The organism is Streptomyces sp. ME02-8801-2C, assembly GCF_033793965.1.
GTDB lineage: Bacteria > Actinomycetota > Actinomycetes > Streptomycetales > Streptomycetaceae > Streptomyces.
Genome location: NZ_JARAXP010000009.1, coordinates 241,571 through 261,824, shown reverse-complemented (window position 1 = coordinate 261,824; position 20,254 = coordinate 241,571). Strand labels below are relative to the sequence as shown.

Here is a 20,254-nt window from a genome sequence, read left to right as displayed (position 1 = left end):
CGACCGGCCCGGATTCCGCTTGTTTCCGGGCCTGGGCGGGCGTCGACAGAGCGTGTGAAGAAGGTGTGCGAGGTGGATGGCGGGTTACGGTTGCACCTGTTTCAGCCCCCTCTACTGCCGTAGGTTCTATCCAGATGAGAGATACACCCCGCCCGCAGGGAACTGCGGGCGGCACCTGGTCGGGGCCTCCCCAGCTTCGATCTGGTCGTGCCCTCGCGGACACAACCGGAGCTTCCGGCTCCGGATCTCCTCACCGGTCGGACGGTCGCCCGCCCCAAACCCCCCGGGGCGTGCGACGACCCGGCCTGATCGGCCACCCTGGAGCTACCCCCCCTGTTCCAGGGTGGCCGATTTCTCGGATCCCCCGGAATCCGCTGAGACCGGCGACTCCCCGAGGTCTCCTCTCCCTCCTGGCCCTCGCGGTCCTCCTCTTCGCGCTGATCACCTGGCAGGTCGCCGTCCACGGCCCCCTCGCCCGCGCGGACGAACGTCTCAGCGCCTTTCTCGTCCACCCGTCCCGTGGCTGGGCCCTCCTCGCCGACCTCGGCAGCATCGTGGTCGCCGTTCCCGTCCTGCTCGCCGTCCTGGTGTACGTCGGTCTGCGCTCCCGCCGGGCGGGTACGGCGCGCTGGTGGCGGGAACCCGTCGCGGCCGGCGCGCTGATGGGGGCCGTACCGGCGCTCGTCGTACCGATGAAGGAGCTGGTCGCCCGGGCCGGGCCGCCGGTCATGGGGCCCGGAACCGGGTTCTACCCCTCCGGGCACACCGCGACGGCCGTCGTGGCCTACGGCTCCGCCACGCTGCTCCTGCTGCCGTGGCTGCGTCGTACGTCCGCCCGTCGGCTCGTCCTGGCCGGCTGTCTCGCCCTCAACGCCGCCGTCGGCGTCGGACTGGTCGTCCGTGGTTTCCACTGGCCGCTGGACGTGGTGGCGAGCTGGTGTCTGTGCGGGGCGCTGCTGATCCTGCTGCGGCTGTTCGTGCGCAGTCCCTCACCCTGATCCCGTCGGCGGCCAGGCCACTCTCCAGTGCGGAGCGATCACATGTACCGGGGTGAAGTCGGGCTCGGTGCCGCCCGGGTGGAAGGTCCGCATGGTGGTCTCCGCGGTCACCTTGAGGTCCCAGTCGATCGAGGCCCGGAAGTCGCCGCAGGTGAAGTCGGCGAACAACCGCCAGTCGACCAGTCCCCGGTCCGCCGTGTGCGGGGCGAGGACGAGGCGCCAGGCCGTACGGCCGGGGATCCGCAGCGGCAGCCGGTAATCCGGCACCACGGGTATGCCCTGTCCGTCGAGCGCGGGCCGCACCAGCGGCGGAGTCTCGTCGAGGAACACCTCCGCGTCCGGCACCTGCATGGGGGTGTAGTTGGCCAGCGCGCGCCGGCGCGACTCCGACAACTCCTCGGAGAACGAGATCCCGGGACCGGGCTGGGGTACGAGGCTCAGTCCGCTCGGTTTCAGGGGGTGGCGGCCGAGCACCTGGGCGCGCAGGTCCCGCAGGACGAGTTCCTCGTCGCCGGTCGCCGCCAGGTCGACGTACACGTTGTGGCCGGTCAGGGGTATCTGCAGGGGTTCCGGCCCGACGGTGGTGCTGGGGTCGAGCACGGCGAAGGCATGGCTCAGTCCGCCGAGCCGTATGTCGAAGTTCTCGGGGTGCGCGGGGTGTGCGGGCTGCTCCGGGACCTGCGGTGCCTGTTTCCGTTCGCGTCCTCGCCACCACTTCACGCCTCGTCCTCCCAGCTCAGGCCGCGTGGCGGTCGGGCCGCCGTGCGGAACGGGTGGCCCGCGAGGTCCACCCTGACGGTTCCGGCGCGTCGGCCGCACACCCAGTCGAGCTCCAACTCCCAGGCCACCTGCCAGCGTTCGGTCTCCACGCGCAGTTCGAAGGTCTCCGGGTCGTCCGGACCGACCGTGTACGAGAAGGTGGCCGGGGTGTCCTCGCCGCGCGGTTCGAGGCGGGGCGGGTCCTCGTCGAGCAGCACGGTGTAGGCGCGCACCGGCAGGATCCCGGCGTGCGGCCACAACACCCCGCGCGGTGAACGCCGTTCGAGCACGACGACCCGAAGTCCCGCCAGCACGACGGTGCGGTCCGGTGCCGCGACGAACAGCCGTACGGTGTGCCCGCTCGCCGGTACGACGCGCGGGGGTTCACCGGCGTTCGCGGGCACATGTACGTAGCTGACGTCCGAGAGGTCGACATTGAAGTCCACCGGGTCGCCTTGGGGTGTTCGGCGACCCAGGAGGCGAGCCGTCGGCTCGACCAGGGCGGCGGTGATCACCGCGCTCAGGACCGAGGCGAGCCAGTCCGGGGCAAGGTTGGACACCCACAGGAAGGCCGTCGTCACGGCCATGAAGGCGAGGGCCGCGACAATCGCGCGCCTTCGGGCGCCCAGACGCCTCGCTCTGTCCCCGAGCGCCACGGCGGCTCCTGTCGTCGTCAATTGCCCTGCTGTACCCGGCAGTTACCCGGTTGCGCACAGCGGTTATCCGGCTGTACCCCGCTGCCGCCCGCACGACACACCTGTTCGACGCATCTACGCCGCGCCCCACATGCCACGGTTCGCGTCGACCGCACGGGCATCACCTGTCCGGGTCCGTCGCGAGACTCGCCGCCGCCTCGTGCATGGCCAGTTCGAGGAGCGCCGGATCGGTGAGGGTGCCGGTGCCGTCCGGAGGGACCAGCCAGCGGACGCCTCCGGTCACCCGGCCCGGGTACGGCACGACGATCCAGGTGCCACGTCCCGCCGTACGCACGCCCGTGCCCAGCCACCGTGCCGCGGTTCCCTGCGGTACGAAGAACCCCATCCGGGAGTCGCCGAAGTCGACGAGTACCGGGCCGGGTTGGTCGATGACACGGGTGAGGACGTCGAGGGTGGGATAGCCGAGTTCACCCGGCAGGATCAGTACGTCTTAGGCCTTGCCGGCGGGCAGCAGCACGATCCCCAGGGGATTGCGCTCCCATTCCCACCGGCAGGCCTCGGGATCCGGAGCAACGGACGCCGTTTCCCGCAGGCATTACGCGGGTTCCGTCAGGTTTCGGTAGTGAACCTGCTCATAGCCACCGAGCCAGGCGTACGCGCCCCTCAAGGGGCGCGGGGAACTGCGCGACAAGCCCCCACCGGCCGGACAGCCGACCAACAACCCATTAACTGTCGAATCCCAACCCGACCCGATCCATCGCCCTCAACCACAGATTCCGCCGCCCCCCACGCGCATCGGCCCGCGCCAACGACCACTTCGTCAACGCGATCCCCGTCCACGCGAACGGCTCCGGAGGAAACGGCAGCGGCTTCCGGCGGACCATCTCCAGCGACGTCCGCTCCGTGCGCTCCCCCGCCAGCAGGTCGAGCATCACGTCCGCGCCGAAACGGGTCGCTCCGACGCCGAGTCCGGTGAACCCCGCCGCGTACGCCACCTTGCCCGCGTGCGCGGTGCCGAAGAACGCCGAGAAGCGCGAGCAGGTGTCGATCGCGCCGCCCCAGGCGTGCGTGAAGCGGACGCCCTCCAGCTGCGGGAAGCAGGTGAAGAAGTGCTCGGCCAGCTTGGCGTAGGTCTCCGGCCGGTCGTCGTACTCGGCACGCACCCGGCCGCCGTACGGATAGATCGCGTCGTAACCGCCCCACAGGATGCGGTTGTCGGCGCTCAGCCGGAAGTAGTGGAACTGGTTGGCGCTGTCCCCGAGCCCCTGGCGGCCCCGCCAGCCGATGTCGGCGAGCTGCGATGCGCTCAGCGGCTCGGTCATCAGCGCGTAGTCGTAGACGGGGACCGTGTAGGCGCGCACCCGCTTGACCAGATTCGGAAAAATGTTCGTACCGAGCGCGACCCGGCGGGCGCGGATCGACCCGTAGGGCGTGCGTACGGCCATTCCGGCGCCGTACGGACGCAGGGTCAGCGCCGGGGTGTGTTCGTAGACGCGGACGCCGAGGCGGAGGCAGGCCCGTTTGAGGCCCCAGGCCAGTTTCGCCGGGTTGAGCATCGCGACGCCGGTGGGGTCGTGCAGTCCGGCCAGGAAGGTGGGGGACGCGACCTGCTCCCGTACCGCTTCCGTGTCCAGGAACTCGGTGCCGGTCGCCAGGTCCTTGCCTGCCAACTCCTCGTACCAGGAACGGAGTTCGGCGGCCTGGTGGGGTTCGGTGGCGACGTCGATCTCACCGGTGCGTTCGAAGTCGCAGTCGAGGGAGTGACGGGCCACCGCCTTCTCGATCTCGTCGAGGTTGCGCGCGCCGAGTTCCTCGAGCCGGTGGATCTCGTCCGGCCAACGGGCCAGACCGTTGGCCAGACCGTGGGTGAGGGAGGCGGCGCAGAAGCCGCCGTTGCGGCCCGAGGCGGCCCAGCCCACCTCGCGGCCCTCGACGAGCACGACGTCCCGGCGGGGGTCGCGCTCCTTGGCGATCAGCGCGGTCCACAGCCCGCTGTACCCGCCGCCCACCACCAGCAGGTCGCAGCTCTCGGCGCCGGTGAGGGCGGGCTCGGGGTGCGGCCTGCCGGGGTCGTCCAGCCAGTAGGCGACGGGCTGGGCGTCGGAAAGGGACTTGGTCCACATGCTCATGGCGCTCGGGGCCATGATTTCAACTCCCCACAGGGTTTTTCGGGTTTATCGCGTTTTTCTGGTTACGCCTTCTGCCTGTTGCGGCGATTACCGATGACCATTCCGGTCAGTACGAGCAGTACGGCGATCAGGAACATGGCCGTACCGATGACATTGATCTGGACGGGCGTTCGGCGCTGTGCCGAACCCCAGACGAACATGGGGAAGGTGACGGTCGAGCCCGCGTTGAAGTTGGTGATGATGAAATCGTCGAAGGAGAGCGCGAAGGCGAGCAGCGCACCCGCCGCGATTCCGGGCGCCACGATGGGCAGGGTGACGCGTACGAAGGTCTGCACCGGGCCCGCGTACAGGTCCCGGGCGGCCTCCTCGAGCCGCGGGTCCATCGACATCACGCGTGCCTTCACGGCGACGACGACGAAGCTGAGGCAGAACATGATGTGGGCGATCAGGATCGTCCAGAAGCCCAACTGGGCGCCCAGATTGAGGAACAGGGTGAGCAGCGAGGCCGCCATGACGACCTCGGGCATCGCCATCGGCAGGAAGATCAGCGAGTTGACGGCCCCCCGCGCGCGGAAGCGGTACCGCACCAGCGCGAAGGCGATCATCGTGCCGAGGACGGTCGCGCCGACGGTCGCCCAGAAGGCGATCCGCAGGCTGAGCGAGAGCGAGCCGCACATTCCGGCGACCCCGCAGGGATCACGCCAGGCGTCCGTCGAGAAATGCTGCCACTCGTAGTTGAAGCGGCCCTTCGGCTTGTTGAAGGAGAACACCGTGACGACGATGTTCGGCAGCAGCAGATAGCCGAGTGTGACGAGTCCCGCGATGACGACGAAATGGCTCTTGAGCCAGCGCCCGGTCGAGTTCAGGAAGGCCATTTAAACCAGGTCCTCCGTCCCGGACTTACGGATGTAGAGGGTGACCATGGCGAGAATCGCGGCCATGAGAAGGAAGGAGAGTGCGGCTGCTGTCGGATAGTCGAGGATGCGCAGGAACTGCGTCTGGATGACGTTGCCGATCATGCGGGTGTCGGTGGAGCCGAGGAGGTCGGCGTTGACGTAGTCGCCGCTCGCCGGGATGAAGGTGAGGAGCGTCCCGGAGACGACTCCGGGCATCGACAGCGGGAAGGTGACCTTGCGGAAGGTCGTGAACGGCCTGGCGTAGAGGTCGCCGGCCGCCTCGTGCAGCCGTCCGTCGATGCGTTCGAGCGAGGTGTAGAGCGGCAGGATCATGAACGGCAGGAAGTTGTACGTCAGACCGCACACCACCGCGAGCGGCGTGGCCAGCACCCGGTCCCCCGCGGTGACGCCGAGCCAGCTGGTGACGTCCAGGACGTGCAGCGAGTTGAGGGCGCCGACGACCGGGCCGCCGTCCGCGAGGATCGTCTTCCAGGCGAGCGTCCGGATCAGGAAGCTGGTGAAGAACGGCGCGATGACCAGGATCATGATCAGGTTGCGCCAGCGTCCCGCGCGGAACGCGATCAGATACGCGAGCGGATACCCCAGCACCAGGCACAGGAGCGTCGCGGCACCGGCGTACAGCACCGAACGCAGGAACTGCGGCCAGTAGTCGGACAGGGCGTCCCAGTAGGTCGCGAAGTGCCAGGTGACCTTGTAGCCCTCCTCCAGAGAGCCCGTCTGCACGGATGTGGAGGCCTGGTAGACCATCGGCAGCGCGAAGAACACGAACAGCCACAGGAGGCCGGGCAGGAGCAGCCAGTACGGCGTCCAGCGGCCCCTTCTGCGCGGCGGCTTCCTGGTCGGTGTGGGCGCCAGGGGCGGCGCGTCGGGGGTCGCGGTGGCCATCAGGCGGCCTCTTCCTCGTCGACCGTCTTGACGCCCGCGTCGCCCGTCGTCCCTGAAAGAAGGGACTGGTCGGCATCGAGCCCGAACGTGTGCGCGGGGTTCCAGTGCAGGACGACCTCCGCGCCGGGGGCCAGCCTGGTGTCGCGGTCGATGTTCTGGACGTACACCTCGAACTCGGGGCAGACGGGGCTGTCGACGACGTACTGGGTGGACACGCCGATGAAACTGGTGGCGGCGATCCGGCCGGTGATGCGGTTGCGGCCGGCCGGGATGTCACCGGCGTCGTCCGCGTGCGTGAGGGAGATCTTCTCGGGGCGGACCCCGACGAGCACCTTGCCGCCGGTCCTGGTCGGAGCGGAACAGCGGGTCTCGGGGAGCAGCAGCTTGCCGCCGCCCGCCTTGAGGACGATCTCGTCGCCGCTCTTGGTGTCCACCTCGGCCTCGATGAGGTTGGAGGTGCCGAGGAAGTTTGCGACGAAGGTGGTGTGCGGGTTCTCGTAGAGATCGGCGGGCGAGCCGAGCTGCTCGACTCTGCCCCCGTTCATCACGGCGACCGTGTCGGCCATCGTCATGGCCTCCTCCTGGTCGTGCGTGACATGGACGAACGTGATGCCGACCTCGGTCTGGATGCGCTTGAGCTCCAGCTGCATCTGGCGGCGCAGCTTGAGATCGAGGGCGCCGAGCGGTTCGTCGAGGAGCAGCACCTTGGGGTGGTTGATCAGGGCGCGGGCGACGGCGACGCGCTGCTGCTGGCCGCCGGAGAGCTGATGGGGCTTCTTGCGCGCCTGTTCGCCGAGCTGGACGAGCTCCAGCATGTCCTCGACCTGCTTCTTCACCGACTTGATGCCGCGCCGGCGCAGACCGAAGGCGATGTTCTCGAAGATGTCGAGATGCGGGAACAGGGCGTACGACTGGAAGACGGTGTTCACCGGCCGCTTGTACGGCGGCAGGTGGGTGACCTCCTGCTCGCCGAGGAAGACCGTCCCGGACGAAGGTTCCTCCAGGCCCGCGATCATCCGCAGGGTCGTGGTCTTTCCGCAGCCGGAGGCGCCGAGCAGGGCGAAGAAGGAGCCCTGCGGGACGGTGAGGTCGAGGGGGTGCACGGCGGTGAAGGTGCCGTATCTCTTGCTGATCCCGGAGAGGCGGACGTCGCCGCCGTGGTCTGTGCTGCTGCTGGTCATGGTGTGGTCCTTGGGGAGTCGGAGGGGTGGCGCACCGCTGGGGACTGGCGGGGCTACGCCCCCGTCAACTTCGCGAACTTCTCCTCGTACGCCGTCTCTTCTGTCTGGCTCAGGGACCGGAACGCGTGGGACTTCGCGGCCATCGCCGCGTCGGGAATGATCAGCGGGTTGTCCGCCGCGTCCTTGTCGAGCTTCGCGAGGTAGGGCTTCACCCCGTCGACCGGACACACGTAGTTGATGTAGGCGGCCAGTTCGGCGGCCGGTTCGGGCTCGTAGTAGTAGTCCATGAGCCGCTCGGCGTTCGTCTTGTGGCGTGCCTTGTTGGGGATCAGCATGTTGTCGCTCGAGGTGATGTAGCCGCTGTCCGGGATGATGAAGTCGATGTCCGGGCTGTCCGCCTTGAGCTGGACCACGTCGCCCGCCCAGGCGATACAGGCCGCGAAGTCGCCCGAGGTCAGGTCGGCCGTGTAGTCGTTGCCGGAGAAGCGGCGGATCTGGCCCTTGTCGACGGCCTTCTGGAGGCGGGCGATCGCCGCGTCGAAGTCGTCGTCGGTGAACTTCGCCGGGTCCTTGCCCATGTCGAGCAGGGTCATCCCGATGCTGTCGCGCATCTCGGAGAGGAACCCGACGCGCCCCTTCAGCTTGGGGTTGTCGAGCATGTCGGAGACCGACTTCACCTCGATGCCGTCCAGCGCCTTCTTGTTGTAGGCGATGACGGTCGAGATGCCCTGCCAGGGGTACGAGTAGGCGCGGCCCGGGTCCCAGTCGGGGCTGCGGAACTGCTCCGACAGGTTGGCGAACGCGTGCGGGAGGTTCGACGCGTCGAGTTTCTGGACCCAGCCGAGCCGGATCAGCCGGCCGGCCAGCCAGTCGGTGAGGACGATGATGTCCCGGCCGGTATCCTGGCCCGCCGCGAGCTGCGGCTTGATCTTGCCGAAGAACTCGACGTTGTCGTTGATGTCCTCGGTGTACTTGACCTTGATGCCGGTGCGCTCGGTGAACGCGTCGAGCGTGGGGTGGTGCTTCTCGCTCTCGTCGACGTCCATGTACTCGGTCCAGTTGGAGAAGTTGACGGTCTTCTCCTTGGCCGAGTGGTCGTCCGCGGAGACGCCTCCCGCGGTCTTGCCGGCCGCGGGGATGCCGCAGCCGGTCAGCGCACCGAGGCCGCCGGCCACCAGGACACCGCCTGCGGAGGCGCGCAGCAGGGACCGGCGGGTCAGGGCGGCCCTGCCGTTTCGGAAGCTGCGCCGCATGGCGGCCAGCTGGGCCGGTGAAAGGCGGTCGGGCTCGTACTGCTCCATGCGCGTGGTGCCCTTTCGGAAGGGTGGGCGGCCGCTGGTCGGTCGGCCTGTGTCCGGTCAGCGGTCCCCGAAAATCGTGCGGTGCCAGTCCTTGCGGGCAGCCGCGGTGTTGTCGAACATGACGTGCTTGATCTGTGTGTACTCCTCGAACGAGTACGCGGACATGTCCTTGCCGAAGCCGGACGCCTTGTATCCCCCGTGGGGCATCTCGCTGATGATCGGAATGTGGTCGTTGACCCACACGCAGCCCGCCTTGATCTCACGGGTGGCGCGGTTCGCCCGGTAGACGTCCCGGCTCCAGGCGGACGCCGCCAGACCGTAGGGCGTGTCATTGGCGAGCCGGATGCCCTCGTCGTCGCTGTCGAAGGGCAGGACGACCAGTACGGGCCCGAAGATCTCCGACTGGACGATCTCGCTGTCCTGGGCGGCGTCGGCGACAAGGGTGGGCCGGTAGTAGGCGCCGCTCTTCAGCTCCCCCTGAGGAGCCTCGCCGCCGGTCACCACGCGCGCGTAGGGACGCGCCCGCTCGACGAAACCGGCGACGCGGTCGCGCTGCGCGTGGGAGATAAGCGGCCCGATGTCGGTTGCCGGACCGAACGGATCACCGACCCGTACGCCCTCCATCAGCGCGGCGGTCCTGGCGACGAACTCCTCGTACAGCGGGCGTTGCACGTACGCGCGCGTGGCGGCCGTGCAGTCCTGGCCGGTGTTGATGAGGGCGCCGGCGACAGCGCCGTTGACGGCGGCGTCGAGATCGGCGTCGTCGAAGACGAGGAAGGGGGCCTTGCCGCCCAGTTCCAGGTGGAGCCGCTTGACGGTGGCGGTGGCGACCTCGGCGACCCGCTTGCCCACGGCGGTGGACCCGGTGAAGGACGTCATGGCGACATCGGGATGCCCGACGAGATGCTCACCGGCTTCCTTGCCGGTCCCGGTGACGATGTTGACGACACCGTCCGGGATCCCGGCCGCGGTGGCCGCCTCGGCGAAGAGGAGGGAGGTCAGCGGGGTCAGCTCGGCGGGCTTGAGCACGATCGTGTTGCCGGCCGCGATCGCCGGGAGGATCTTCCAGGCAGCCATCTGGAGGGGGTAGTTCCAGGGCGCGATGGAGCCGACGACACCGATGGGTTCCCGGCGGACGTACGAGGTGTGGTCACCGGAGTACTCCCCGGCCGACTGCCCCTGGAGATGCCGGGCGGCGCCCGCGAAGAACGCGGTGTTGTCGATCGTGCCCGGCACGTCGAACTCGCGGGTCAGCTTGAGCGGCTTGCCGCACTGGAGGGACTCGGCACGCGCGAATTCCTCGGCTCGCTCGGCGAGGACTGCGGCGAAACGGTGCAGCGCGTCGGAACGCTCGCCCGGAGTGGCCCCGGCCCAGCCCGGGAAGGCCGCGCGCGCTGCGGCGACGGCTGCGTCCACGTCGCTGTGACCGGCCAGCTCGTACGTGTAGACCGTGTCGCCGGTGGCCGGGTCGACGACCGCGTGGGTGCGGCCGGAGGTGCCGTGGGTCAGGCGGCCCGCGATGTACTGCGCGCCGGCCGCGAGCCGTTCCTGTGCCGGGAAGCGATGGCCCGAATTGTGCATGTCGCTCTCCTCCGCCGCCCTCCCCGTACCGCAGGGGTCAACGTAGCTCCGAGTCGATTTGAGTGCCGATCCTGACAGAGTAAGTGGACTCCAACAAGTGATTCCGTTGTTGCCTTTTGGTTACGCGACGGAATCTGTCGGCGAGGTGTCCAGTCGGACGGGAAATGAAGGGACGCGATGTCAGTGGCGACTGCCAGACTCGCGGGCATGGGGAAACTCGCTCAGAAGCCGGAAAAGCCGGGGAAGCCGGGGCAGATCGATTCATGGGAGGCGCTGACCAGGGAAGTCCGTGCGGGGACCCCGGTCAAGTACCTGCACTTCTGGGGGCACCGGCCCCGCCCGGACGGCGGTGTGGGTGTGAGCTGTCTCAGCCAGTGGTGGCCGGCCGCGTTTTCCGTGGCCGGGGTGGAGTACGCGACGGCCGAGCACTGGATGATGGCCGCCAAGGCCCGCCTGTTCGAGGACGCGGAGGCGGAGCGCCGGGCGATCTCGGCACCGAACCCGGCACTGGCGAAGAAGGCCGGCCGGCTCGTGCGCGGCTTCGACGAGGCCGTGTGGGAGCGCGAGCGGTTCGCGATCGTGGTCGAGGGCAGCGTCCACAAGTTCGCCGCGCATCCCGCGCTGCGGGAGTTCCTGCTGGGCACGGGCGGGCGCGTCCTGGTGGAGGCGAGCCCCGTGGACCGCGTATGGGGCATCGGCCTCGCCGCGAACGACGAGGCGGCAACAGACCCCGAACGCTGGCGCGGCCCGAACCTCCTGGGCTTCGCGCTGATGGAGGCGCGGAACCGGTTGCGAGGGGGCTGACGTGCCGCACGCAACCCGGCTGGTCCGGGTTGCGGCGAAGGGCTGACGTCACCGGGAGCCCGGGCCGCGCCCCCGCGCCGATGACCCAGACGGGCCCGTCCCACACCCGGCACGGGATTCGCCTCCCGCCGGGCCCGGCAAAGCCGCCGGTCACCGGCCGCACACACCCGACGCCGACACAGCCGCACCCGACGCAGGGGGCCGCCCGCGCCGACGTGCGCATTCCGCCGAAACCGGCAAAGCCGCCAGTCACCAGCCACACACACGACACCGACACAGCCGCACCCGACGCAAGGGGCCACCCGGCCGACGTACGCATTCCGCCGAAACCGGCAAAGCCGCCAGTCACCAGCCACACACACCCGACGCCGACACAGCCGCACCCGACGCAGGGGGCCGCCCCCGCCGACGTGCGCATTCCGCCGAAACCGGCAAAGCCGCCAGTCACCGGCCACACACCCGACACCGACACAGCCGCACCCGACACAAGGGGCCACCCCCGCCGACGTACGCATTCCGCCGGGACCCACGGATGGGGCCACCGCCACGCCGGCGTGCGCTTTCCGCCGTAACTGGACAGAGCCCTCCGCGACAAGTCGCACACCCGATGGCGGCACAGAGCGCTGGACCCCGCCCGCGTGGGCGGGCGTTCCATTGGGACCGGGCAGGGACGGCCGCCACCGGGCGCACAACCCGGCGGTTGCCGTACAGACGCGCACCCGGCAGCTACAGCTCCACGTTGTCGCGGCAAGCGCACTGCGCCGGACCCGGCAGAGCAGCCTCCCGGGCCGCTCGGTCGGACCGGACCTGTACCCCAGCCCTACCGGGGCTGGGACAGGACGCTCGAGTAGCTGCCCTCGTCGGTGTTCAGGGATCCCTCCTCGCCCAACACGATCAAGAGGACGCCGAGCGTCACGGCCAGGACGATGCCGACGGCACCGCAGATGATCCCGGCCAGCGCCTGGCCCGCGTTGGTCGCCTGGCCCCGGCGGGCCCGCTGGCGGGCGACCAGGCCGAAGACCACGGCGAGGATGCCGAGGACGATCGCCAGCGGCCAGATGCAGAAGACGGCGGCCGAGACGATGCCGACCACGAGCGAGGCCGTACCCATGCCGTTCATCGGCTGCGGCGCCATGGGGGCCCAGCCGTAACCGGGGCCACCGCCGTACGTCGGATACGTGGGTCCGGAACCGGCGTAACCGGGCTGCTGCGGATAGCCGTAGCCCGCCCCTGACGGATAGGTCGGGTAAGCGGGATGGGACGGGTAGGCGTACGGGGCCTGCCCAGGGCCGTCGGGTGCTATCGGCGGCGGGGGCACCGGTGCGCCGGGCTGGGCGTAGGCGGCCTGCGGGGCGGGGGCGCGAAGGGGTTGTCCCGCGGGGCGCCGGCCACGGGGCCGCCGGGCGGGGCGAAGGGGTTGGACCAGGGCCGGGAGTCCTGTGCGCCCGACGGGGGTGAGACAACCGTGGGGGTGGAGGGCGGCGGCTGGTTGGTGTCGCCGTTGTTCCAGTACAGGGTGGTGGCGGGGCTGTCGGCGCCGGAGCCCGGAGCGTCCGCCGCCGGCGCCGCCCACGGGTCGCGCTCGGCGCCGGAATCCGCCGCGCCCCCGGGCGCCGACCCGGCCGGAGGCTTGTCCAGCGGGACTCGCGCAGGTGTACCACTCGCGGGACTCTCACCGGCGGTTCCACCGCTCGGCGCACCCCCCGAACCCGCCCCCTCCGCAGGCATGTTCTCCGGCGAGTGCGGCGGCTGCGCGGCATCGGACATGCTCGGGGTCCCCTCGTTCGTACGTTCTGTCATGCTACGGCCCGGGATCAGAGGGCGACGGGGGGCACCTCGTAACCCACAGGCGTCTCCCCGCAGGCCCGTCCTACGATGATCCCCGAGTCATCGATCAGCCGATCACCCGCGTCCCGCCGGCCTCCGCACGGTCCGGGGCGCCGTTCCCGGGGAGGAACCCTTGACAGACCACCAGCGTGACGCAGCCGGCGCCCGTGACCCGCACGCCTTCATCGCCGGGCTGCCCAAGGCCGAACTGCACGTCCACCACGTCGGCTCCGCCTCCCCCCGGATCGTCTCCCAGTTGGCCGCCCGCCACCCCGACTCCCAGGTGCCCACCGATCCCGAGGCCCTGGCCGACTTCTTCACGTTCACGGACTTCGCCCACTTCATCAAGGTGTACCTGTCCGTCGTGGACCTCGTCCGCACACCCGAGGACGTACGGCTGCTGACGTACGAGATCGCCCGGGACATGGCCCGGCAGCAGGTCCGCTACGCCGAGCTGACCATCACCCCGTTCTCCTCCACCCGCCGCGGCATCGACGAGCGTGCCTTCATGGACGCGATCGAGGACGCCCGCAAGTCGGCGGAGGCCGAGTTCGGGACCGTACTGCGCTGGTGTTTCGACATCCCTGGGGAGGCCGGTCTCGAATCGGCCGAGGAGACGGTGCGGCTCGCCACCGACGACCGGCTGCGCCCGGAGGGCCTGGTGTCGTTCGGGCTCGGCGGACCGGAGATCGGCGTCCCCAGGCCGCAGTTCAAGCCGTACTTCGACCGGGCGATCGCCGCCGGACTGCGGTCGGTGCCGCACGCCGGCGAGACCACGGGGCCGGAGACGGTCTGGGACGCGCTGAACCACCTGCGCGCCGAGCGCATCGGGCACGGCACGAGTTCCGCACAGGACCCCGAACTGCTCGCGCACCTCGCCGAGCAGCGCATCGCCCTGGAGGTCTGCCCGACCTCCAACATCGCCACGCGCGCGGTGCGTACCCTCGACGAGCACCCCATCAAGGAGTTCGTGCGGGCCGGCGTCCTGGTCACGATCAACTCCGACGACCCGCCGATGTTCGGCACCGACCTCAACAGCGAGTACGCGGTCGCCGCCCGGCTGCTCGACCTCGACGAGTGGGGTATCGCCGACCTCGCGAAGAACGCCGTGGAGGCCTCCTTCCTCGACCCGGCGGGCAAGGCGGCGCTGGCCGCCGAGATCGACACGTACACCTCGGAGTGGCTCGCCCCCTGAGGCACGTCGTCACCTTCCGCCCCAGCACAATGGGGTCATGCAGAACGTGACCGCCGTGGCCCATCGCGGCGACCCCTACCGCTTCCGAGAGAACACGACGGACTCGCTGCGTTCCGCGCTCGAACAGGGCGCGGACGCGGTCGAGATCGACGTACGCCTCACCCGTGACGGCGTGCCCGTGCTGCTGCACGACGCGACGCTGAAGCGGCTGTGGGAGCGGGAACGGCCGCTGGCCGCGCTGTCGTCGGCCGAGGTCCACGGGCTGACGGAGGGCGGGGTGCCGACGCTCGCGGAGGCGCTGGCGGTGACCGAGGGCAGCCGGGTGATGATCGATCTGCCGGGATCGCCCGATGCGCGCGCGGCACGGCGGGTGCTGGACGTGGTCCGGGAGTGCGCCGCGCAGGAACGCGTGTACTACTGCGCGGACGCCCCGGCGATGCTCGCGGTGCGGGCGGCCGACCCGTCCGCGGAGATCGCCCTGACCTGGAAAAGCCTTGCGTCGCCGCGCCCCGCCCTGCTCGCCGCGGTACGCCCGCGCTGGCTCAACTACCGCTTCACTCTCGTCGACCGGGCGCTCGTGGCGCGGGTGCACCGGGACGGCCGCCTGCTGTCGGTGTGGACCCCGGACACCCGTCGTGCCATGCGCCGGCTGCTGGACGCCGGCGTCGACTCGATCACCACCAACCGGATCGACGCGCTGTGCGCGCTGCGGAAGGGATGACATCGCGAGAGCTCAGGGGTTTCCCACGCGGGACTCCTGAGCCACGGTCGCCGGGTCGGCCGGGGTGTCCCGGGTGACGTACTGCGGGACGGGGGCATCGTCCTTGCCGGTGTCGCGGACCAGGCCGTAGCGGATGGCGCCATCGGGAGGGCCGACGGTCACATCGTCCTCGACCTTCTCCCAGGTCGTCGGGAAGACGTTCAAGCCGTAGTCGGCGCCGCGTTCGTTCACGGTGAGGGTGACGGCGCCGTCCACGTAGAAGTACTCGTTCTGCCACATCTGCTGGGTGCCGGGCGGCGGGACGGCGTAGCCGGTGGTCGAGTTGCCCATGCCGGTGGCGGAGGCGTCGGTGCTGCTCACTCGGTCGTCCATCCGGCGGCCGCCGCCCGAGGCCACGTGGAAGAGCCTGCCCTTCAGCCCGGTCCAGGCCGGCATCACCAAACTGCCGGCCCGGTACTGCGGCGAGATCTGCCAGCGGACGAGGACATAGCCCCGGCCGGTGAGCGTCACGCCGTCCCCGCGGTGGTTCATGGTGGCGTGCGCGCCGCCGGTGCTGATGATCCCCGACTCGGGCCGCCGTGGGAGGACCGCGGGCCGCGCGTTCGGGTCGGGCGCCGGGTCGACGGCGTCGACGACCGTCCCGTACAGGTCGGGCGCCGGCCGCGTCGGCGAGGGGCTGGGAGAGGGCGAGGCCGACGGCGAGGGGGACGGCGCCGGAGACCGGGGCGGAGCCGCGGCGGGCGCCTGGGACTGCGGGCGGGCCGTGGGGGCGGCGACGACCGGCGGCGGGTCCTGGGCGGGCTGCGTCACGACGTACGCGCCGCCCGCGACGATCGTCGCTCCCGCGCTCAGGGCGACGGCCGGCTTGGTCAGGGCGCCCAGCACCTTGCCCGACCAGCCGACGGAAGCCCCGGTGCTGGCGGCGACGGCGGTTTTGCCGCCGAAGGCCAGCGACAGGGTGAACCCGACGGGCAGCGGGACGAGCGCGATGCCGACCAGCAGCCGTTCCGCCGGTACGACGGCCTCCTCACCGGGGCTCGCGCAGTAGGCGCACCCCCGGATGTGCCGGGCCAGCCGCTTGCGCCACACGGAGTCCGGGGGGCCGTCCCAGCGGGCGGTCAGTTCGCGCAGGTCGGGGCAGGCGCCGTCGAGCGCCCGTACGATCCCGCGCGAGACCTCCAGTCGCTCCTTCATCCGCTGGACGCGTACGGCGGCGTGCTGCCTGCTGATACCGACGGCGGCGGCCAGCTCACGGCGGGTGAGTTCGCCCGCGACCTCCAGCCACCACAGGGACAACAGTTCCCGGTCCTCGCCGTCGAGCCAGCGCACCGCCTCCGCGACCTCGCGCCGCTGCCCCTCCAACTGGAGCCGCAGTACGGTGAGTTCGGCGAAGTCGGCGGCGTCGTCGGCCGTCCCGTCACGCAGGGTGTCGGTGGTACGGCGGCGGGCGCGATCCCGGATCTGCCGCATCGCGATCGCGACGAGCCACGACCGGAAGCTGTCCGGGTCGCGCAGGGAGCCGAGGTTCTCGACGGCCCGGAGCATGGTCTCCTGCACGACATCGTCCACGTCCGCGTGCCCGTTCAGGGCCCGGCCGACGATGTTGTAGACCAACGGCAGCCAGCCCGCGACCAGCTCGTCCAGCGCCCGCCGGTCACCGGCCTGCGCCGCAGCGATGGTGGAACTCCACTGGCGCCCGTCCACAAAAGCACCCTTTCTCGTACGTGTGTGCACCTTACGTCGCGCTATGCACACCAGTTCCCCACGAGGTCGCCCGAGGAGACGGATCAGGGGCACCGCCGATAACACTTTTTGGGCGATCCCTAGGTGCGATCCCCGACAAGATCCGGACGCGGCACGCCAGTTGCCCCGAGTCGGACCCCGGGGTCGGCGTCCTTCTCACCGACGATCACCGCCACTCCGTACCGATCAAGAATATGAACATCGACACCAGCCGCCACCAACAGGAGCAGCCGATGCGCATACGCACACGTACCGCCGCCAGAGCCACAGCCCTCGCGACCGTCCTCACGCTCACCCTCGCCCTGCCGACCGGTGCCCTTGCCGCTCCCTTGTCGGCCACCTCCGCCGACCCGGCGACCGTGCCGGACACGGCACCGAACGCGAAGGCCCTGCGGGCCGCGCTCGCCGGCTTACCGGACGCGACCGCGACCGCCGCTCTGGTACGGGTCGGCGGCACCGGCGGGAGCTGGCGGGGCAGCGCGGGCGTGCACGACCTGGAGAGCGGGCGGGCGGCGGACCCGAACGCGCGCTTCCGGGCCGGATCGACGACGAAGGCGGTCACGGCGGCGGTCGTCCTGCAACTCGCGGCGGAGGACGAGGTGGACCTCGGCAGCCCGGCCCGGCGCTACCTCCCGGACCTGATCCCCGCCGCGTACGAACGCGTGACCGTACGCCAACTGCTGAACCACACGAGCGGCATCCCGGCCGCCGAGGGCCCCGGTACGACCTTCGAGGAGTGGTACGCGCACCGCTTCGACCTCAATTCGCCCCGCGCGATGGTCATTTCGGCCACCGGCGAGAAGCCCGAGTTCACGCCGGGCACCCAGCAGCACTACCTCAACATCAACTACACCGTGCTCGGGCTGCTGATCGAGCGGATCACCGGCCACTCGTACGAACAGGAGACGGCTCGCCGGATCTTCGCCCCGCTGGGTATGCGGCACACGTACTTCCCCGGCTCCGACCCGGACATCCGGGGGCCGCACAACCACGGCTACCAGGCCGTGCCGCGCGCGGACGGCACGACGGAGTACCGCGATGTCACGGTGTGGGGCACCACTGACAGCTGGGCGGCGGGCGCCATGATCTCCACGACGGCCGATCTGGAGCGTTTCCTGACGGCCCTGTTCAGCGGGCGGGTCGTGCCGCGGCCGCAACTGGAGGAGATGTTCAGCCTCCCCGCCGGCGTGCCCGGTGCCACGATGAGCGCGGGTCTCCAGCAGTACGTCACCGACGACGGCACCGAGCTGTGGCTGAAGTCGGGCGGCCGATGGGGCTACAACTCGGTCATCGCCGCCACCCGCGACCTGTCCCGGACCCTCGTCTACAGCGTCAACTCGACCGACGCGAAGGCCAAGGGCATGAATCCCGTCGCCGAGCGCATACTGCGGGCCGCCTTCACACCGTCACCTGACCCACAACCGGGGGCACCCCGGTCAACGCCTCCAGCCTCTTGATCCGCTTGCGTACGACGTACAGCGGGATCACGCCGAACACCCCGAACGACATGTCGATCACCGTCCACCACAAGGGGATCCCCCGGATCGGCCCGCAGATCGACGCGAGCGGGATGATGCCGGCGCAGGCGATCATCCCGAACTCGACGACCCAGATGTTGCGTACGGGGTCGCGGTAGGGCCCGTAGAAGGCGACCGCGATGACGAGGTGGGCGAAGGCGAGCCAGTCCGTGCCGTAGAGGACGAAGGGGTAGCGCCGGTCCGTGGCGTCGAGTCCGTCACGGACCCGCTCGATCCAGTCCATCAGCCCCGGCAGGTGCTCGGGGACGGCAAGGGCCCGCAACAGGCTTTCGGTCCAGTGCAGTTCGTGCACCAGCGGAAAGGCCGTGGCGCCACTGAGCACCAGACACACGACGAAGAGAACCAACCAGGCGCGAATGCCCTTGAGCAGGGCGGCTCTGTCGCTCATGGGGGCCAGCATACGCTTGAGTTGAACACGTTCAAAAACCCTGTCGGCCCCTTCGGCCCCGCGCCGAAACCACGCGGCCCCGGACGGGGAACTCCCGTCCGGGGCCGCGCCCTTGCCACGACGAACCATCAGCCGCCGAGGGACGTCATCACGTGCTTGATCCGCGTGTAGTCGTCGAAGCCGTACCCCGAGAGGTCCTTGCCGTAGCCGGACTTCTTGAAGCCGCCGTGCGGCATCTCCGCGACCAGCGGGATGTGGGCGTTGATCCACACGCAGCCGAAGTCCAGGGTCTTCGACATCCGCATCGCGCGCGCGTGGTCCTTCGTCCACACGGACGACGCGAGGGCGTAGTCGACGCCGTTGGCCCACTCCACGGCCTCCGCCTCGTCCGAGAAGGACTGCACGGTGATGACCGGGCCGAAGACCTCATTCTGGATGATCTCGTCGTCCTGCTTCAGGCCCGACACGACGGTGGCCGCGTAGAAGTAGCCCTTCTCGCCGACCCGGTGGCCACCCGCCTCGACCTTGGCGTGGGCGGGCAGCCGCTCGATGAAGCCGGAGACCTGCTTCAGCTGGTTCGGGTTGTTGAGCGGCCCGTACAGGACGTCCTCGTCGTCCGGCTGACCCGTCTTGGTCTCGGCGGCGGCCTTGGCGAGCGCCGCCACGAACTCGTCGTGGATGGCCTCCTGGACGAGCACGCGCGTGGCCGCCGTACAGTCCTGCCCGGCGTTGAAGAAGCCCGCGACCGAGATGTCCTCGACGGCCTTGGCGATGTCGGTGTCCTCGAACACGACGACCGGCGCCTTGCCGCCCAGCTCCAGGTGGACGCGCTTGAGGTCCTTCGACGCGGACTCGGCGACCTGCATACCGGCGCGTACCGAACCGGTGATCGACGCCATCGCCGGCGTCGGGTGCTCGACCATCAGCCGACCGGTGTCACGGTCGCCGGTGACGACGTTGAAGACACCCTTGGGCAGGATCGAACCCATGATCTCGGCCATGAGGACCGTGGACGCGGGCGTCGTGTCCGACGGCTTCAGCACCACCGTGTTGCCGGCCGCGATCGCCGGGGCGAACTTCCACACCGCCATCATCATCGGGTAGTTCCAGGGCGCGACCTGCGCGCAGACCCCGATGGGCTCGCGCCGGACGATCGACGTCATCCCGTCCATGTACTCGCCGGCGCTGCGCCCCTCCAGCATCCGGGCCGCGCCCGCGAAGAAGCGGATCTGGTCGACCATCGGCGGGATCTCCTCGGACCGGGTGAGCCCGACCGGCTTGCCGGTGTTCTCCACCTCGGCCGCGATGAGCTCCTCGGCGCGCTCCTCGAACGCGTCCGCGATCTTCAGGAGGTGCTTCTGGCGCTCGGCGGGCGTCTTGTCCCGCCAGGCGGGGAAAGCGGCGGCGGCCGCCGCCATGGCGGCGTCGACGTCCGGCTGCCCGGACAGCGGCGCGGTCGCGTACGCCTCGCCCGTCACGGGGTTGACCACCTCGGTGGTCCGCCCGTCGGCGGCGTCCCGGAACTCACCATCGATGTAGTTGCGCAGACGACGCAGCTCGGTGCTCACTGCCGGCCCTCCAGGTTCGGGGTGTCCATGGGTTGAGACACCCACCCTATTCCGCATTCCGAC

The 20,254-nt window shown here is 70.1% G+C and carries 18 protein-coding genes and 1 pseudogene; 5 read left to right on the top strand and 14 right to left on the bottom strand.

The window, feature by feature from the left end; translation table 11 throughout:
• Window positions 1-290 precede the first annotated feature (290 nt).
• A complete protein-coding gene (locus PV396_RS29705; RefSeq protein ID WP_319209879.1) occupies window positions 291-998 on the top strand; it encodes a phosphatase PAP2 family protein in 708 nt (235 codons plus the stop codon).
• On the opposite strand, the gene PV396_RS29700 is transcribed toward PV396_RS29705, so the two are convergent.
• The 9 genes and pseudogenes from PV396_RS29700 to PV396_RS29660 all read right to left on the bottom strand — a co-directional run bounded on the left by PV396_RS29700 (window position 990) and on the right by PV396_RS29660 (window position 10,407).
• The gene (locus PV396_RS29700) at window positions 990-1,718 is read right to left on the bottom strand and encodes a hypothetical protein (RefSeq protein ID WP_319209877.1); all 729 of its coding nucleotides are present in this window, start codon (window positions 1,716-1,718) and stop codon (window positions 990-992) included. The genes PV396_RS29705 and PV396_RS29700 overlap by 9 nt on opposite strands.
• A complete protein-coding gene (locus PV396_RS29695; RefSeq protein WP_319209876.1) occupies window positions 1,715-2,434 on the bottom strand; it encodes a hypothetical protein in 720 nt (239 codons plus the stop codon). Before PV396_RS29695 ends, PV396_RS29700 begins: the two co-directional genes overlap by 4 nt.
• Before the next feature lie 139 nt (window positions 2,435-2,573).
• A pseudogene (locus tag PV396_RS29690) lies at window positions 2,574-3,005 on the bottom strand (hypothetical protein).
• Between the two features lie 133 nt (window positions 3,006-3,138).
• On the bottom strand, window positions 3,139-4,557 hold the full coding sequence (locus PV396_RS29685) for an FAD-dependent oxidoreductase (protein ID WP_319209874.1): 1,419 nt from the start codon (window positions 4,555-4,557) through the stop codon (window positions 3,139-3,141).
• A 47-nt stretch (window positions 4,558-4,604) separates the two neighbouring features.
• Window positions 4,605-5,417, bottom strand: a complete 813-nt coding sequence (locus PV396_RS29680; protein WP_319209872.1) for an ABC transporter permease — start codon at window positions 5,415-5,417, stop codon at window positions 4,605-4,607.
• Entirely contained in the window at window positions 5,418-6,344 is a 927-nt protein-coding gene (locus tag PV396_RS29675; protein WP_319209870.1) for an ABC transporter permease, read from the bottom strand.
• A complete protein-coding gene (locus tag PV396_RS29670; RefSeq protein ID WP_319209869.1) occupies window positions 6,344-7,525 on the bottom strand; it encodes an ABC transporter ATP-binding protein in 1,182 nt (393 codons plus the stop codon). The genes PV396_RS29675 and PV396_RS29670 overlap by 1 nt, the downstream gene beginning before the upstream one ends.
• A gap of 53 nt (window positions 7,526-7,578) precedes the next feature.
• The gene (locus tag PV396_RS29665; RefSeq protein ID WP_319209868.1) at window positions 7,579-8,826 is read right to left on the bottom strand and encodes a spermidine/putrescine ABC transporter substrate-binding protein; all 1,248 of its coding nucleotides are present in this window, start codon (window positions 8,824-8,826) and stop codon (window positions 7,579-7,581) included.
• Window positions 8,827-8,883: 57 nt separating this feature from the next.
• Window positions 8,884-10,407, bottom strand: coding sequence for a gamma-aminobutyraldehyde dehydrogenase (locus tag PV396_RS29660; protein ID WP_319209867.1), 1,524 nt, complete (start codon window positions 10,405-10,407; stop codon window positions 8,884-8,886).
• Window positions 10,408-10,584: 177 nt separating this feature from the next.
• Between PV396_RS29660 and PV396_RS29655 the strand changes: the two genes are divergently transcribed.
• The gene (locus tag PV396_RS29655; protein WP_416071503.1) at window positions 10,585-11,211 is read left to right on the top strand and encodes an NADAR family protein; all 627 of its coding nucleotides are present in this window, start codon (window positions 10,585-10,587) and stop codon (window positions 11,209-11,211) included.
• An 820-nt stretch (window positions 11,212-12,031) separates the two neighbouring features.
• Here PV396_RS29655 and PV396_RS29650 read toward each other — a convergent pair.
• A complete protein-coding gene (locus PV396_RS29650) occupies window positions 12,032-12,529 on the bottom strand; it encodes a DUF4190 domain-containing protein (RefSeq protein ID WP_319209863.1) in 498 nt (165 codons plus the stop codon).
• A complete protein-coding gene (locus tag PV396_RS29645; RefSeq protein WP_319209948.1) occupies window positions 12,511-12,978 on the bottom strand; it encodes a hypothetical protein in 468 nt (155 codons plus the stop codon). The genes PV396_RS29650 and PV396_RS29645 overlap by 19 nt, the downstream gene beginning before the upstream one ends.
• A gap of 193 nt (window positions 12,979-13,171) precedes the next feature.
• Here PV396_RS29645 and PV396_RS29640 point away from each other — a divergent pair, with 193 nt between their 5' ends.
• Complete coding sequence (locus PV396_RS29640) at window positions 13,172-14,233, top strand: adenosine deaminase (protein WP_416071502.1); 1,062 nt, start codon at window positions 13,172-13,174, stop codon at window positions 14,231-14,233.
• Between the two features lie 37 nt (window positions 14,234-14,270).
• A complete protein-coding gene (locus PV396_RS29635) occupies window positions 14,271-14,954 on the top strand; it encodes a glycerophosphodiester phosphodiesterase (protein ID WP_319209861.1) in 684 nt (227 codons plus the stop codon).
• A gap of 12 nt (window positions 14,955-14,966) precedes the next feature.
• On the opposite strand, the gene PV396_RS29630 is transcribed toward PV396_RS29635, so the two are convergent.
• Complete coding sequence (locus PV396_RS29630) at window positions 14,967-16,658, bottom strand: sigma-70 family RNA polymerase sigma factor (protein ID WP_319209859.1); 1,692 nt, start codon at window positions 16,656-16,658, stop codon at window positions 14,967-14,969.
• A 272-nt stretch (window positions 16,659-16,930) separates the two neighbouring features.
• Between PV396_RS29630 and PV396_RS29625 the strand changes: the two genes are divergently transcribed.
• Window positions 16,931-18,154: a serine hydrolase domain-containing protein gene (locus PV396_RS29625; protein WP_319209857.1), complete on the top strand. Its 1,224-nt coding sequence runs from the start codon at window positions 16,931-16,933 to the stop codon at window positions 18,152-18,154.
• On the opposite strand, the gene PV396_RS29620 is transcribed toward PV396_RS29625, so the two are convergent.
• Window positions 18,096-18,623 carry a hypothetical protein gene (locus PV396_RS29620; RefSeq protein WP_319209855.1) on the bottom strand — a complete coding sequence of 176 codons (528 nt, stop codon included), beginning with the start codon at window positions 18,621-18,623 and terminating at the stop codon, window positions 18,096-18,098. The two genes, PV396_RS29625 and PV396_RS29620, sit on opposite strands and share 59 nt — an antisense overlap.
• A 128-nt stretch (window positions 18,624-18,751) precedes the next feature.
• Window positions 18,752-20,191 (bottom strand): gamma-aminobutyraldehyde dehydrogenase, encoded by a 1,440-nt coding sequence (locus PV396_RS29615; RefSeq protein ID WP_319209853.1) that lies wholly within the window; start codon window positions 20,189-20,191, stop codon window positions 18,752-18,754.
• Between the last annotated feature and the right edge of the window lie 63 nt (window positions 20,192-20,254).